Origin of the sequence: Stutzerimonas chloritidismutans AW-1 (assembly GCF_000495915.1) — a bacterium.
In the GTDB taxonomy this organism is placed as follows: domain Bacteria; phylum Pseudomonadota; class Gammaproteobacteria; order Pseudomonadales; family Pseudomonadaceae; genus Stutzerimonas; species Stutzerimonas chloritidismutans.
Map to the genome: position 1 here is coordinate 80722 of NZ_AOFQ01000006.1, position 14005 is coordinate 94726.

General features: G+C 64.9%; 15 protein-coding genes. 8 read left to right on the plus strand and 7 right to left on the minus strand.

Annotation, left to right across the window (positions count from 1 at the left end; all coding sequences use genetic code 11):
• The 7 genes from F753_RS27835 to hisB all read right to left on the minus strand — a co-directional run bounded on the left by F753_RS27835 (nt 1) and on the right by hisB (nt 4958).
• The gene (locus F753_RS27835; RefSeq protein WP_023444021.1) at nt 1-747 is read right to left on the minus strand and encodes a substrate-binding periplasmic protein; all 747 of its coding nucleotides are present in this window, start codon (nt 745-747) and stop codon (nt 1-3) included.
• Nucleotides 748-982: 235 nt separating this feature from the next.
• A complete protein-coding gene (locus tag F753_RS27840; RefSeq protein WP_023444022.1) occupies nt 983-1729 on the minus strand; it encodes a substrate-binding periplasmic protein in 747 nt (248 codons plus the stop codon).
• A gap of 87 nt (nt 1730-1816) precedes the next feature.
• The gene (gene hisF / locus F753_RS27845; RefSeq protein WP_014818634.1) at nt 1817-2587 is read right to left on the minus strand and encodes an imidazole glycerol phosphate synthase subunit HisF; all 771 of its coding nucleotides are present in this window, start codon (nt 2585-2587) and stop codon (nt 1817-1819) included.
• Between the two features lie 98 nt (nt 2588-2685).
• Nucleotides 2686-3429 (minus strand): 1-(5-phosphoribosyl)-5-[(5-phosphoribosylamino)methylideneamino]imidazole-4-carboxamide isomerase, encoded by a 744-nt coding sequence (hisA, locus tag F753_RS27850; RefSeq protein WP_023444023.1) that lies wholly within the window; start codon nt 3427-3429, stop codon nt 2686-2688.
• A gap of 36 nt (nt 3430-3465) precedes the next feature.
• On the minus strand, nt 3466-3726 hold the full coding sequence (locus F753_RS27855; RefSeq protein WP_023444024.1) for a DUF2164 domain-containing protein: 261 nt from the start codon (nt 3724-3726) through the stop codon (nt 3466-3468).
• On the minus strand, nt 3727-4365 hold the full coding sequence (gene hisH / locus F753_RS27860) for an imidazole glycerol phosphate synthase subunit HisH (protein ID WP_003282884.1): 639 nt from the start codon (nt 4363-4365) through the stop codon (nt 3727-3729).
• Nucleotides 4365-4958, minus strand: coding sequence for an imidazoleglycerol-phosphate dehydratase HisB (gene hisB, locus F753_RS27865; RefSeq protein ID WP_003282885.1), 594 nt, complete (start codon nt 4956-4958; stop codon nt 4365-4367). Before hisB ends, hisH begins: the two co-directional genes overlap by 1 nt.
• 129 nt (nt 4959-5087) lie before the next feature.
• On the opposite strand from hisB, the gene F753_RS27870 reads away from it, so the two are divergent.
• From F753_RS27870 to F753_RS27905, 8 genes are all read left to right on the plus strand, one after another.
• Nucleotides 5088-6401 (plus strand): nitrate regulatory protein, encoded by a 1314-nt coding sequence (locus tag F753_RS27870; protein ID WP_031297173.1) that lies wholly within the window; start codon nt 5088-5090, stop codon nt 6399-6401.
• Nucleotides 6402-6758: 357 nt separating this feature from the next.
• Nucleotides 6759-8090, plus strand: coding sequence for a CmpA/NrtA family ABC transporter substrate-binding protein (locus F753_RS27875; protein WP_023444026.1), 1332 nt, complete (start codon nt 6759-6761; stop codon nt 8088-8090).
• A 26-nt stretch (nt 8091-8116) separates the two neighbouring features.
• The gene (ntrB, locus tag F753_RS27880) at nt 8117-8986 is read left to right on the plus strand and encodes a nitrate ABC transporter permease (RefSeq protein ID WP_023444027.1); all 870 of its coding nucleotides are present in this window, start codon (nt 8117-8119) and stop codon (nt 8984-8986) included.
• Between the two features lie 11 nt (nt 8987-8997).
• Nucleotides 8998-9780, plus strand: a complete 783-nt coding sequence (locus F753_RS27885; RefSeq protein WP_023444028.1) for an ABC transporter ATP-binding protein — start codon at nt 8998-9000, stop codon at nt 9778-9780.
• Nucleotides 9781-9866: 86 nt separating this feature from the next.
• On the plus strand, nt 9867-10265 hold the full coding sequence (gene panM / locus F753_RS27890; RefSeq protein ID WP_031297175.1) for an aspartate 1-decarboxylase autocleavage activator PanM: 399 nt from the start codon (nt 9867-9869) through the stop codon (nt 10263-10265).
• 184 nt (nt 10266-10449) lie between these two features.
• On the plus strand, nt 10450-12672 hold the full coding sequence (locus tag F753_RS27895; RefSeq protein WP_023444030.1) for an AsmA family protein: 2223 nt from the start codon (nt 10450-10452) through the stop codon (nt 12670-12672).
• A complete protein-coding gene (mutY, locus tag F753_RS27900; protein WP_023444031.1) occupies nt 12669-13736 on the plus strand; it encodes an A/G-specific adenine glycosylase in 1068 nt (355 codons plus the stop codon). The genes F753_RS27895 and mutY overlap by 4 nt, the downstream gene beginning before the upstream one ends.
• Entirely contained in the window at nt 13733-14005 is a 273-nt protein-coding gene (locus F753_RS27905) for an oxidative damage protection protein (RefSeq protein WP_003280779.1), read from the plus strand. Before mutY ends, F753_RS27905 begins: the two co-directional genes overlap by 4 nt.

The following is a 14005-nucleotide window of genomic DNA, read 5'->3' on the forward strand; positions in this document are numbered from 1 at the left end:
TCAGAGATAGCGGCGCAGCATCGCATCCACCGTGCCGTCGGCACGCATCGCATCCAGCGCCCGCTGCAGACGCTCAACCACCTCGTCCGGTGTCGCCCGGTTGAGCGCGAGGAACAGCCGCGCTTCATTGAAACGCAGCACCGGTTTCAGGCCGGTCACACCTTCCTGCTTGGCCAGGTAGGGTCCGACCGGATCGGCGGTGGCCCAGACGTCGATCTGACCCTTGAGCAGCTTGCCGATGTTCTCCTGATCACGCAGCGAGTTGATCGGCGCCAGGCCCTTGCCCTCCAGATGCTGGCTGACCGCATCGTTCTTGTAGGCACCGATGCGCAGGTCGCGTGCCTGCTCCAGTCCGGTCAAGCGCAGAGGACTGTCGGCGGGCGCCAGCAGCACCCAGCTGATGCTCGCCAACGGGCCGACCCATTTGAATTGCTGCTCGCGCTCGGCCGTGAAGGTGGTGGAGAACAGCCCCTGATCCGGCTGTTCGAGCACCTGCTTGTAGATGCGATCCCAGGGAAAGCGCAGGGTCAGCTCGTAGCGGATATTCGCGCGGCGGAACATCTCGCGCACGATGTCGGCGTTGATGCCGTGGATGCGCGCGTCGGCGGCGTAGTTCCTGCCGTCCTCGGCCATGTTGAATGGTGGAAAATTCTCGGTCAGCAGCACGACTCGGTAGTCGTCAGGCAGCGCGGCGTGCGCATGAGCGCAGAGCAGCAGCAAGACGACGGCAATGATTCGCTTGAACATGGATCGCTCCCTTTTTCTCGATTCCCTGGCCCACCCCTCCGCGAGCCAGAGCCGGAGGTTGTCCAAAGCAAGATGCGAACCAGCGAAGCGCCACGGCGCCAGCGGCTGAGCGCCCGCTGAATCAGGGAAGCGTGCATGCGCCAGGACGGCGCGAGCAGGGGGATCGGTGCACGCTACTGGCGCACCGCCATCACTCGAGAAAGTCGGCGCAGAACATGCGCCGACCTGGGAAGGCTCAGAGGTAGCGCGCGTTGATCTCGTCGATCACACCTTCGCTACGCATCTGGTCGAGCGCTTTTTGCAGCTTCTGCACCGTCTCGTCGGCGATCTGCTTGTTCAGCGCCAGGTACAGTTCGGCACTGTCGAAACGCAGCACACGCTTGAGGCCCGTCACACCGTCCTGGCGGGCGAGGTAGCGGCCAGCGGGATCACCAGTGGCCCACAGGTCGATCTTGCCGTCGATCAGCTTCTTCACGTTCTCCTGATCGCGCAGGGCGAGCTGCGGCTGCAGCCCCTGTCCGTCCAGGTGCTCGGCAATGGCATCACCCTTGTAGGCGCCGATGTTGTACTGGCGCGCCTGATCCAGGCTGGTCAGGTTGATCGGACTGTCGCCACGAGCCAGCAACACCCAGTCGTCCGGGCCGATGGGACCAACCCACTTGAACAGCTCTTCGCGCTCGGGCAGGCGCGCCGTGACGAAAACCCCGTAGTTCGGCTGCTCCAGCGCCATGCCGTAGATACGCTCCCAGGGGAAGCGCAGCGTCAAGGTGTAGTCGATGCCGGCACGCTTGAACATCTCGCGCACGATGTCCGCGGCGATCCCGGTGATGTGCTCGTCACGCGCGAAGTTCTTGCCATCGTCCGCCATGTTGTAGGGCGGGAAATTCTCGGTCAGCAGATTGATCTTGTCTGGCGCCTGAGCGTGCGCCAGCGTAGCGCCCAGCAGCAAAGCTGCGGCGATGGTAGAGATTGTCTTGCGCATGTGTGTACCCCCTGAGTACTTATCCGCAACAGCCGCGGACGTGTCCATGTTTCGAGAGCGAAGCCTTTCGCTCTGCCGGCAACGCGATCAGCGCATCACGATGCCGCGGGCAGCCAGATAGGCCTTGGCTTCCGGAATGGTGTATTCGCCGAAGTGGAAGATGCTGGCGGCCAGCACCGCATCGGCCTTGCCTTCGAGGATGCCATCGGCCAGGTGCTGCAGATTGCCGACGCCACCGGAGGCGATCACCGGGATGCACAGCGCTTCGCTGATGGCCCGGGTGACGCCCAGGTCGTAGCCGCTCTTCACGCCGTCCTGATCCATGCTGGTCAGCAGGATTTCGCCAGCGCCGAGGTCTTCCATCTTCTTCGCCCAGGCCACCGCATCCAGGCCGGTGGGCTTGCGCCCGCCATGGGTGAAAATTTCCCAGCGACCCGGCTCGCCCGGCGCGGACACCTTCTTCGCATCGATGGCGACGACGATGCATTGCGAGCCGAAGCGGTCCGCGGCCTCGCCGACGAAGTCCGGGTTGAACACCGCGGCGGTGTTGATCGAGACCTTGTCGGCGCCGGCGTTGAGCAGGTTGCGGATGTCCTGCACGCTGCGCACGCCACCGCCGACGGTCAGCGGGATGAACACCTGGCTGGCCATGCGCTCGACGGTGTGCAGGGTGGTGTCGCGGTTGTCGACGCTGGCGGTGATGTCGAGAAAGGTGATCTCGTCGGCGCCCTGCTCGTCGTAGCGGCGGGCGATTTCCACCGGGTCGCCGGCGTCGCGGATGTTCTCGAACTGGACGCCCTTGACCACGCGGCCGTTGTCCACGTCGAGGCAGGGAATGATGCGTTTGGCCAGGGCCATGGCTTTCTCCGAAAGCGGCTTATTCAAGCCGCAGGCTTCAAGCTGCAGGTAGCGTGTAGGGTGGATCGCGCTTCACCGATCCACCGCAGTTCAGCGAATCACTCGTCCTTGTACTTCAGGTCGCAGAGCGCCTGCGCCTCGGCGACATCCAGCGTGCCTTCGTAGATCGCCCGGCCGGTGATGGCGCCGACAATGCCCGGCGTGTTGGTATCGAGCAGCTTCTGGATATCACCGATGTTGTGAATGCCGCCGGAAGCGATCACCGGGATGCGGCTGGCATTGGCCAGGGCAACGGTGGCCTCGACGTTGCAGCCCTGCATCATGCCGTCCTTGGCGATGTCGGTGTAGACGATCGCCGAGACGCCATCGGCCTCGAAACGGCGCGCCAGGTCGACGGCCTGCACGCTGGAGACTTCGGCCCAGCCATCGGTGGCGACGAAGCCGTCCTTCGCATCCAGGCCAACGATGACCTTGCCCGGGAAGGCGCGGCAGGCCTCGGTGACGAACCCCGGCTCTTTGACCGCCTTGGTACCGATGATCACGTAGCTGACGCCGGCGCGCACGTAGTGCTCGATAGTTTCCAGAGTGCGGATGCCGCCACCGATCTGGATCGGCAGGTCCGGGTAGCGCTTGGCGATGGCGGTGACCACCTCGCCGTTGACCGGCTGGCCTTCGAAGGCACCGTTGAGGTCGACCAGGTGCAGGCGACGGCAACCGCCTTCAACCCACCTGGCAGCCATCGCCACCGGGTCATCGGAAAACACCGTGGCATCGTCCATCAGGCCCTGGCGCAGACGCACGCAGGCGCCGTCCTTCAGATCGATAGCGGGGATAATCAGCATGGCTTGAACCTGTTCAAATCAAGTGTCGGTTAAGGGTCAGCTCTTCTCGAGCGCCCACAAGTCGCTTTCGATGCTCTCGAACCGTTCCTTCAGGTGGCTCTGCACGTCGAAGATCGCCTTGTTGTAATACAGCGGCGCGATTTCCCGGGCGAACAGATCGAGCACTTCCTGCGCCTCGAACGAGCCCAGCTCGAGTTCGAACCGCTCTTCCAGAAAGCGCTTGATGACCTGCTGCGCTGCCTGCTCCTGAGCAGGATCCAGCGTCAGGACCGGCGGCTTGAGCTTGGCCCGGCTCATTTACCAGCGACCATCCCAGGCGGCGAAGTTCTGCAGCAGCTGCAGGCCGTGGGTGTGGCTCTTCTCCGGGTGAAACTGCACGGCAAAGCGCGAGCCATCGGCCAGCGCGGCGGCGAAGTCGTTGCCGTAATGGCCGCGACCGACCACCTGGCGCGGATTGCCGGCCTCGATGTAGTAGCTGTGCACGAAATAGAAGCGCCCATTGTCCGGAATCGCGTGCCAGAGCGGGTGGTCGACCACCTGCTTGACCTCGTTCCAGCCCATGTGCGGCACCTTCAGGTGCTCGCCGTCCTCGTGCAGGTCCTTGCCGAAGAAGCGCACCTGGCCGGGGAACAGACCGATGCAATCGACGCCGTCGTTTTCTTCGCTGCGCTCCATCAGCGCCTGCATGCCGACGCAGATGCCGAGAAAGGGGCGATCTTGGCTGACTTCACGAACCAGTTCGTCGAAGCCCAGCCGGCGGATCTCGGCCATGCAGTCGCGAATCGCGCCGACGCCGGGAAACACCACGCGGTCGGCCTCACGGATGACCTGCGCATCGCTGGTGATCAGCACGCGGCCAGCGCCGACGTGTTCCAGCGCCTTGGCCACCGAGTGCAGGTTGCCCATGCCGTAGTCGATGACGGCAACGGTCTGCATTACAGGCACCCTTTGGTGGACGGCATCTGCCCGGCCATGCGCGGATCGAGCTCGACGGCCATGCGCAGCGCGCGGCCGAAGGCCTTGAACACGGTTTCGATCTGGTGGTGGGTGTTGATGCCGCGCAGGTTGTCGATGTGCAGGGTCACCAGGGCGTGATTGACGAAGCCCTGGAAGAATTCCTGGAACAGGTCGACGTCGAACTTGCCGACCACTGCGCGGGTGTAGGGCACGTTCATGGTCAGCCCCGGGCGCCCGGAGAAGTCGATCACCACGCGCGACAGCGCCTCGTCCAGCGGCACGTAGGAATGCCCGTAGCGGGTCATGCCCTTCTTGTCGCCGATGGCCTTGGTGAAGGCCTGGCCGAGGGTGATGCCGACGTCCTCGACGGTGTGGTGGTCATCGATGTGCAGGTCGCCGTTGCACTCGATATCCAGGTCGATCAGCCCGTGACGGGCGATCTGGTCGAGCATGTGCTCCAGGAAGGGCACGCCGATGGCGAAGCGCGCCTTGCCGGTGCCATCCAGATTGATGGTGACCTTGACCTGGGTTTCCAGGGTGTTGCGCTCTACGTAAGCCGTACGTTCGGACATCAACAGCTCCGCTGATCGTGGGCGAAAAGGGGCACATTATAGGCGCAAACGCCGCAGAACGGATACGCGCCGGGCGTGCTGGACTGCATCTTGCAGGAACCTGCGCGTCAACCCGCGGAGGTGCCGCCCATGCACGGACGGAAAATGCCTGCGACCCTGCGCTTCATGCTGGCGTCCCGGCGCAGCGAACTGCTCGGCCTGGAAGACCTGGCGCGCACCTGCGAACTGGTCACCCGTATTAGCCAGCTGGTGCACACTCTGCAGAAAGAGCGCGGCTACTCGAACATCTACCTCAGCGGCAACGCCGCCCATCAGCGCCAGCAGCTGGACGTGCTCAGCCTGGAAGCCGAGGCGCTGGAGCGCGAGGTGCGCCTGGATCTGGATCGCATCGATCTGGACGCCGTAAGCAGCGCCGAGAAGACCCGCCTGTTCACCCGCATCGCCTATGCCCTGCACAGCCTGGACGAGCTGCCGGCGCTGCGCCGGCGCATCCGCGAGCACGCCATCAGCATGCAGGACGCCACGGCGACGCTGGTGCGGCTGATCGGCGGGCTGCTGGCCGTGGTGTTCGAGGCCGCCGACACAGCCTCCGATCCGCACATTACGCGCTGCCTGGTGGCACTGTTCAACTTCATGCAGGGCAAGGAACTGGCCGGCCAGGAGCGCGCGCTCGGCGTGGTCGGCTTCGCCAGCGGCTATTTCCGCGCGGACATGCTGGAGCACCTGGAGCACCTGCTCGAAGGCCAGGAGCGCTGCTTCGCCACCTTCAGCCGCTTCGCCAGCCCGGCAGCGCAGGCGCTATGGCAAGCACTGTGCGCCAGCGAGACAAACATCAACGCCTGCCGCCTGCGTGACATCGCCCGCCGCACCAGCCCCGGCGCGGCGGTCGAACCGCAGCTGTGCGAGCTCTGGTTCGAGCTGCACACGCACCGCATCGACGCGATGAAGCAGGTCGAGACGCGCCTGGAGCAGGATCTGTTGCAACAGTGCCGGTACAGCATCGAGCGTATCCGCAAGGACCTGCAGAGCCATCGCAAGCTGCTCGACGGCATCGCCGACATGCACGCCGCCGCCGAGCAGGCCAAGCTGTTCAGTGTGCAGGCCAGCGATCTGGACGCGCCGCCGCCGGACGGCATGACCGCGATGGTGGCGCGCTCGACCCTGGAACTCTTGCTAACCCAGAGCGTACGCCTGCAGGGCCTCAATGAAGAATTGCGCGAGGCGCGTCAGGCGCTGGACGAGCGCAAACAGGTGGAGCGGGCCAAGCAGCAGCTCATGCGCCAGCAGGGCTTCTCCGAAGGCGAGGCCTATAGCTGGCTGCGACAGGCGGCAATGAATCAGGGCCTGCGTCTGGAGGAGATCGCCCAGCGCCTGCTGTCACTGGCACAGCCGGCGGCCGAGCGCGCCCCGGCGCGCACCCTGGGCCAGCGTTCCAGGCACTGAAAACAGGCACGCCGCACCATCTGCACAGCATGCCTGCCCCGCGGATGTGCATGCGCCGCCAGTCCCGCAGGATCGCCAAGCGCAATTCATCTTGATCAAGCCAATCACGGAACTGGTCGCGCTCTGTTTGCGCCCCTCCGCAAGTGCTTGATTCGATGGAAACCTCCCGGCGATTCGATGCCGCGGCAGCACCCGTTCCGCGCCGCCTGAGCAGTTCTGGCACAGCTTTCGCAAAGCTCAGGCAAGGCCGGATCCTTCGGCTTTCACAACTCCTCATCAGGACAACGGTGTCCACGCTCTCCGGCTCCAGCCGGGCGGTGTGGCGCCGTTTTTTTTCGCCCAAAGGAAAACCCGACCATGACCGAAAAGCCGAACAACGACCAGCCCAGCAGCGTAACGCTGGCCTCGCGCCGCAGCTTTCTCAAGCACTCGATCATTGCCGCCAGCGGCGTCGCCCTGTTCGGCGGCATGTCCCTGGGCATGCGTTCGGCCGCCTGGGCTGCAGGTGGTGATGTGGAGACCAGCAAGGCCAAGCTCGGCTTTATCGCCCTGACCGACGCCGCGCCGCTGTTCGTCGCCGCCGAGAAGGGCTTCTTCGCCAAATACGGGATGACCGAGGTCGAGGTACTCAAGCAGTCCTCCTGGGGCACCACCCGCGACAACCTGGTGCTCGGCTCGGCGAAGAACGGTATCGACGGCGCGCACATCCTCACGCCGATGCCCTACCTGATCAGCGCCGGCATCGTCACGCCGAACAACCAGCCGGTGGCCATGTCGATCCTCGCGCGGCTGAACCTGTCCGGTCAGTGCATTTCGGTCGGCGAGGAATATCGCGACCTGAAGATCGGCCTCGACAGCACCCCGTTCAAGGCCGCACTGGAAGCGAAGAAGGCCAGCGGCAAGAAAGTCAGCGCAGCGATGACCTTCCCCGGCGGCACCCATGACCTGTGGATGCGCTACTGGCTGGCGGCAGGTGGCATCGACCCGAATGCCGACATCAACACCATCGTCGTGCCGCCGGCGCAGATGGTCGCCAACATGAAGGTCGGCAGCATGGACACCTTCTGCGTCTGCGAGCCGTGGAACGCCCAGCTGATCAACCAGAAGATCGGCTACACCGCCAACACCACCGGCGAGCTGTGGCACAACCACCCGGAGAAGGCCTTCGCCCTGCGCAGCGACTACGTGGCCGCCAACCCCAACGCGGCCAAGGCGCTGACCATGGCGATCATGGAAGCCCAGCAGTTCTGCGAGAAACCGGAGAACAAGGAAGAAGTGGCGAAGATCTGCTCGCAGCGCAAGTGGATCGGCGCGCCCTACAAGGACATCGTCGACCGCATGAAGGGCAACTTCGCCTACGGCACCGGCAAGGTGATCGAGAACCATCCCGAGCAGATGCGCTACTGGGACGACCACGCCTCCTACCCGTTCCAGAGCCACGACCTCTGGTTCCTGACCGAGAACAAGCGCTGGGGCTACCTGCCGGCCGACTTCGACAGCCAGACGCTGATCGCCAAGGTCAACCGCGAAGACATCTGGCGCGCCGCCGCCGGCGAGCTGAACCTGCCCGCCGAACTGATCCCGACCTCCACCTCCCGCGGCGTGGAGAAGTTCTTCGACGGCAAGGTATTCGACCCCGAGAACCCGCAAGCCTACCTGGACAGCCTGACCATCAAGGCCATGGCCTGATAACCGCAACCCGCGAGGAAAAGCCCATGAATGCCAACGTCAAACTGCAGCCCGCCACCGCCGAGCCGGTATCGATCGTCCGCCCTTCCCGGCTCGCCGCACTGGCTCGGCGCAGCGGCCGCTATGCGGTGCAGCAGCTGGTGCCACCCCTGGTGATTTTGCTGGTACTCGGCTTGATCTGGGAGATGCTCTGCTCCGGCGCAGACGCCGCGCTGCCGCCGCCCTCGCAGGTGGTCGCGGAAACCTGGGAGCTGATCATTGATCCGTTCTACGACAACGGCGGTAATGACGTGGGCCTGGCCTGGCAACTACTGGCGAGCCTGCAGCGGGTTGCGGTGGGCTATATGCTGGCGGTGGTCGCCGGCGTCGGCCTCGGCGTGCTGATTGGCCAGTCGGACTGGGCCATGCGCGGTCTCGATCCGATCTTCCAGGTGCTACGCACCGTGCCGCCACTGGCCTGGCTGCCGCTGTCGCTGGCGGGTTTCCAGGACAGCCACCCCTCGGCGCTGTTCGTCATCTTCATCACCGCGATCTGGCCGATCATCATCAATACCGCGGTAGGCATCCGCAACATCCCACAGGACTACCGCAACGTCGCCCAAGTGCTGCAGCTCAACGGTTTCGAGTACTTCAAGACCATCATGCTGCCGGCCGCCGCGCCTTACATCTTCACCGGCCTGCGTATCGGCGTCGGCCTGTCGTGGCTGGCGATCATCGCCGCGGAGATGCTCATCGGCGGCGTCGGCATCGGCTTCTTCATCTGGGATGCGTGGAACGCCTCGCGCATCAGCGACATCATCCTCGCGCTCGTCTACATCGGCGTGGTCGGCTTCGTGCTCGATCGCCTGGTGGCCTTCGTCGGCCAGCGCATCACCCGCGGCATTCCGGCCAACTGAGGAGCAACGCCATGAGCTATCTCTCCATCGAACACCTGGACAAGAGTTTCGTGCGCGGCAACCTTGCCTCGCAGGTGCTCAAGGACATCAACCTGAACATCGCCAAGGGCGAGTTCATCTCCATCATCGGCCACTCCGGCTGCGGCAAGTCGACGGTGCTGAACATCGTCGCCGGGCTGCTCGACCCCAGCCTCGGCGGCGTGATCCTCGACGGCAAGGAAGTTCGCGGCCCCGGCCCGGAACGCAGCATGGTGTTCCAGAACCACTCGCTGCTGCCCTGGCTGACCGTCTACGAGAACGTCGAAGTGGCAGTGAACAAGCTGTTCAAGCGCAGCATGAACAAGCGCGAACGGCGCGACTGGATCGAGCACAACCTGGCGCTGGTGAACATGGGCCATGCGCTGAACAAGTATCCGCAGGAAATCTCCGGCGGCATGAAACAGCGCGTCGGCATCGCCCGCGCGCTGGCGATGAAGCCCAAGGTGCTGCTGCTCGACGAGCCGTTCGGCGCCCTCGATGCACTGACCCGCGCGCACCTGCAGGACGAGGTGATGAAGATCCAGAAGGACCTGGGCAACACCATGATGATGATCACTCACGATGTCGACGAAGCCGTGCTGCTTTCCGACCGCATCGTGATGATGACCAACGGCCCCTCGGCGACCATCGGCGAAATCCTCGAGGTGAAACTGCCGCGCCCACGCGACCGCATCGCCCTCGCCGACGACCCCGAGTACAACCACTACCGCCGTGCGGTGCTGAGCTTTCTCCACGAGCGCCATCGCCTGCACTGAGCGCATGCCACCGCCGCCGTCTCGTGCGCTGGCGGCGGTTCGGCGTATCCTTGCCAGCACTTCTGCTCAGCCGTCGCAAGGTCGCCATGCCCGTCTACGTCGAATCCGTCACCCAGCCCAGCCCGCAGGATTTAACCGATCTGGCGAAAATCTACGCCGACGCCCCCGAATGGCTGCTGACGCCCTATGACAGCGCCGAAGCGCTGATTGAGGCGGCGCTGGCCGATGGCAGCCTGATCGCAGGCCGGTTCAATGACCGTCTGCTCGGCGCCGCCCTGCTGCGGCGCGGCGACGAAGCCTGGCGCCTGTCGCACCTTTGCGTACGTAAGGTCACCCGCAAGCGCGGCGTCGGCCGCCGGCTGCTCGAAGAAACCCAACGGCTGGCCAGTGAAGCCGGCAAGCCGTTGCGCCTGGCCGCACCCGCCGGTCATCTGGAAGCCAGCGCCCTGGCTGCGCGAACGCATCTGCCGCTGGATTCGCTCTAAGTCGCCCACGCGATATCCGCTGCGCCCTGCCTGATCCGCCGACGGGGCGCGCTTGCCGCCCGCCGCGGCCAGCTGCGGAACCCGCACCCGCAACGGCACTCCAACGCCGACCGCGTTCCCGACAAGTGCAGGCACGGGGCTATACTCGGCACTTTTCAGATCGTTCATCTACAAGGACTCGTCCATGAAATCGCTCGGCAAAATCCTGGGTCTGGTCTTTCTCGGGCTGTTGCTGATCGTCGTGGCGGCGGGCTTCGCCCTGACCCACCTATTCGATCCCAACGACTACAAGGACGAGATCCGCGACCTGGCACGCAGCAAGGCCGGCCTCGAACTGGACATCAAAGGTGACATCGGCTGGAGCCTGTTCCCCTGGCTCGGTCTGGAGCTGCACGAAACCACCCTGGCCAGTGCGCAGACGCCCGAGCAGCCTTTCGCCGACCTGCGCATGCTCGGCCTGTCGGTGCGGGTGATGCCGCTGCTGAGCCGCGAAGTGCAAATGAGCGACATCACCGTCAACGGCCTCAACCTGACCTTGAGCCGTGACGAACAGGGCCGCGGCAACTGGGAAGGCGTCGGCCAGCCGGCCAAGCAGGCAGAACAACCAGCGCCAACCGCCGAGGCTAGCGAACCACCGGCCGAACCGGATGAAGCTCCCGCTTCGCGCAGCAAGCCATTGACCCTGGACATCGACAGCCTGACCGTCAGCGACGCACGGGTCACCTACCACGACGCCAAGACCGGCCAACAGTACAGCGCCGAAAGCATCGAGCTCACGACCGGCGCGATCCGCGAAGGCAGTCCGATCCCGCTCAAGCTCAACGCCTTCTTCGGCAGCAACAAGCCGGTGATGCGCGCGCGCACCGAACTGCAGGGCGCGCTGCGTTTCGACAACCAGCTCAAGCGCTACCAGTTCGAAGACATGCGCCTGTCCGGCGAGGCTTCCGGCGAGCCGCTGCAAGGGCAGACACTGACCTTCAGCGCCCAGGGCCAGCTGCTGGTCGATCTCGCCGCGCAGATCGCCGAATGGAACAGCCTCAAGTTCACCGCCAACCAGCTGCGCGGGCTGGGCGAGCTGAAGGCACGCGATCTGGACAAGGAACCAAAGATCAGCGGCGCGATGACCGTCGCGCAATTCAACCTGCGTGAATTCCTTCAGGGCACCGGCCAGCAGCTGCCGGCCATGGCTGACGCTGCCGCACTGAGCAAGGCCGAACTGGTCAGTCGTCTGAGCGGTACGCCGAACAGCCTGGCGCTGGAAGAGCTGACTCTGAAGCTCGACGACAGCACCTTCACCGGCCGCCTCGCCGTCAGCGACTTCGCCCGCCAGGCGCTACGCGTCGACCTCAAGGGCGACCGCTTCGATCTGGACCGCTACCTACCGCCGCCGAGCAAGGAGCAGGCGGCCGAGGCAGCGCGCAAGAGCGAGGTCAAGAGCACCCAGGCCAGCGCGATCGGCAGCGGCACCACACCATTGCCCAACGCGCCGACCCAACAGGCCTGGAGCGAGGCCTCAGTGTTGCCGGTGGATCAGCTGCGCAAGCTCGACACCGAGATCAACCTGGCCATCGGCAGCCTGACCGCAATGAAGATCCCGCTGGACGGCTTCAACCTCAAGGCTCGTACCCGCAACGGCCTGCTGACCCTGCAGGAAGTGCGCGGCGGACTGTATGGCGGCCGCCTGGACGGCTCGGCCAGCCTCGACGTGCGCCCGGCATTGCCATTACTGACCGTGCAGAACCGTTTCAATGGCGTGCCGGTCGAGCGCTTGCTGGAAAGCCAAGGTGAGGACGTGGTGGTCAAGGGGCTGCTCAACCTGGATGCCGACCTGCGCACACAGGGCAACAGCGAGAAGGCCTGGATCGACAACCTCAACGGCAAGGTCGGCTTCATCATCGACAACGGCGTGCTGGTCGATGCCAACCTCGAGCAGCAGCTGTGCCGCGCCATCGCCACGCTCAATCGCAAGCCGCTCGCCAGCGACCCACGCAGCAAGGACACGCCGTTCCGCGAACTCAAAGGCAACCTGACGCTGCGCAACGGCGTGGCCAGCAACCCCGACCTCAAGGCCAGCATTCCGGGCCTGACCGTCAACGGTAACGGCGATGTCGATCTGCGCGTGCTGGGCATGGACTACCGCGTCGGCATCGTCATCGAAGGCGACAAGGGCGCCATGCCGGACCCGGCCTGCCAGGTCAACGAGCGCTACGTCGGCATCGAATGGCCGCTGCGCTGCCGCGGCCCGCTGGAGCTGGGCGCCAAGGCCTGCCGCTTCGACAACGACGCCCTGGGCAAAGTCGCGGCGCGACTGGCCGGCGAGAAGCTCAACGAGAAAATCGAAGAGAAGCTCGGCGACAAGGTCAGCCCCGAGCTCAAGGACGCGCTCAAAGGCCTGTTCAACCGATGAGCCCCGAGCAGTTCGGCGCGGCGGTCCTCGACTGGTTCGACCGCCACGGCCGCAAGGATCTGCCCTGGCAGCAGAACATCACGCCGTACCGGGTGTGGGTGTCGGAGATCATGCTGCAGCAGACCCAGGTCAGCACCGTGCTCGGTTACTTCGACCGCTTCATGGAGGCGCTGCCCAGCGTCGAGGCGCTCGCCGCCGCCGAGGAAGATGAGGTGCTGCACCTGTGGACCGGGCTCGGCTACTACAGTCGCGCACGCAATCTGCACAAGACCGCCAAACTCATCGTGGCCGAATACGGCGGCGTGTTTCCGGCGGATGTCGACCAGCTCGCCGAATTACCGGGCATTGGCCGCTCCACGGCCGGCGCCATCGCCAGCATCAGCCTGGGCCTGCGCGCGCCGATCCTCGACGGCAACGTCAAGCGCGTGCTGGCCCGCTACGTTGCGCAGGACGGCTATCCCGGCGAGCCGAAGGTGGCACGCCAGCTGTGGGAGGTGGCTGAGCGTTTCACCCCGCAGCAGCGCGTCAACCATTACACCCAGGCGATGATGGATCTCGGCGCCACGCTGTGCACCCGCAGCCGCCCGAGCTGCCTGCTCTGTCCACTCAAGGACGGCTGCCGCGCCCATCTGCTCGGGCGAGAAACCGACTTCCCGGTGCCCAAGCCACGTAAGGCGCTGCCGCAGAAACGCACACTGATGCCGCTGCTGGCCAATCGCGACGGCGCCATCCTGCTCTATCGGCGCCCGTCGACGGGCCTGTGGGGCGGGCTCTGGAGCCTACCGGAACTGGACGACCTCGCCGCTCTCGACCCATTGGCCGCGCGGCATGCGCTGCAGCTCGAGGAGCGCCGCGAACTGCCCGGCCTGACCCACACCTTCAGCCATTTCCAGCTGGCAATCGAACCCTGGCTGATCAGGGTCAAGTCCGCGCCCGACGCCGTGGCCGAGGCCGACTGGCTCTGGTATAACCTCGCCACCCCGCCGCGCCTCGGCCTTGCCGCGCCAGTAAAGACACTGCTCAAGCGCGCCGCCGCTGAATTGAATGCAGGAGAAAACCCATGACCCGCACCGTGAACTGCCGCAAGTACAACGAAGAACTCCCCGGCCTCGAGCGCCCGCCGTTTCCAGGCCAGAAAGGCGAGGACATCTACAACAACATTTCCAAACAGGCCTGGGACGACTGGCAGAAGCACCAGACCATGCTGATCAACGAACGCCGGCTGAACATGATGAACGCCGAAGACCGCAAGTTCCTTCAGGGCGAGATGGACAAGTTCTTCTCCGGCGAAGATTACGCCAAGGCCGAAGGCTACGTGCCGCCGAGCGAATGA

Coding starts and splice junctions, on each gene's coding strand:
- F753_RS27835 (WP_023444021.1), bottom strand. CDS start 747: ATGTTCAAGCGAATCATTGCCGTCGTCTTGCTGCTGCTCTGCGCTCAT.
- F753_RS27840 (WP_023444022.1), bottom strand. CDS start 1,729: ATGCGCAAGACAATCTCTACCATCGCCGCAGCTTTGCTGCTGGGCGCT.
- hisF (WP_014818634.1), bottom strand. CDS start 2,587: ATGGCCCTGGCCAAACGCATCATTCCCTGCCTCGACGTGGACAACGGC.
- hisA (WP_023444023.1), bottom strand. CDS start 3,429: ATGCTGATTATCCCCGCTATCGATCTGAAGGACGGCGCCTGCGTGCGT.
- F753_RS27855 (WP_023444024.1), bottom strand. CDS start 3,726: ATGAGCCGGGCCAAGCTCAAGCCGCCGGTCCTGACGCTGGATCCTGCT.
- hisH (WP_003282884.1), bottom strand. CDS start 4,365: ATGCAGACCGTTGCCGTCATCGACTACGGCATGGGCAACCTGCACTCG.
- hisB (WP_003282885.1), bottom strand. CDS start 4,958: ATGTCCGAACGTACGGCTTACGTAGAGCGCAACACCCTGGAAACCCAG.
- F753_RS27870 (WP_031297173.1), top strand. CDS start 5,088: ATGCACGGACGGAAAATGCCTGCGACCCTGCGCTTCATGCTGGCGTCC.
- F753_RS27875 (WP_023444026.1), top strand. CDS start 6,759: ATGACCGAAAAGCCGAACAACGACCAGCCCAGCAGCGTAACGCTGGCC.
- ntrB (WP_023444027.1), top strand. CDS start 8,117: ATGAATGCCAACGTCAAACTGCAGCCCGCCACCGCCGAGCCGGTATCG.
- F753_RS27885 (WP_023444028.1), top strand. CDS start 8,998: ATGAGCTATCTCTCCATCGAACACCTGGACAAGAGTTTCGTGCGCGGC.
- panM (WP_031297175.1), top strand. CDS start 9,867: ATGCCCGTCTACGTCGAATCCGTCACCCAGCCCAGCCCGCAGGATTTA.
- F753_RS27895 (WP_023444030.1), top strand. CDS start 10,450: ATGAAATCGCTCGGCAAAATCCTGGGTCTGGTCTTTCTCGGGCTGTTG.
- mutY (WP_023444031.1), top strand. CDS start 12,669: ATGAGCCCCGAGCAGTTCGGCGCGGCGGTCCTCGACTGGTTCGACCGC.
- F753_RS27905 (WP_003280779.1), top strand. CDS start 13,733: ATGACCCGCACCGTGAACTGCCGCAAGTACAACGAAGAACTCCCCGGC.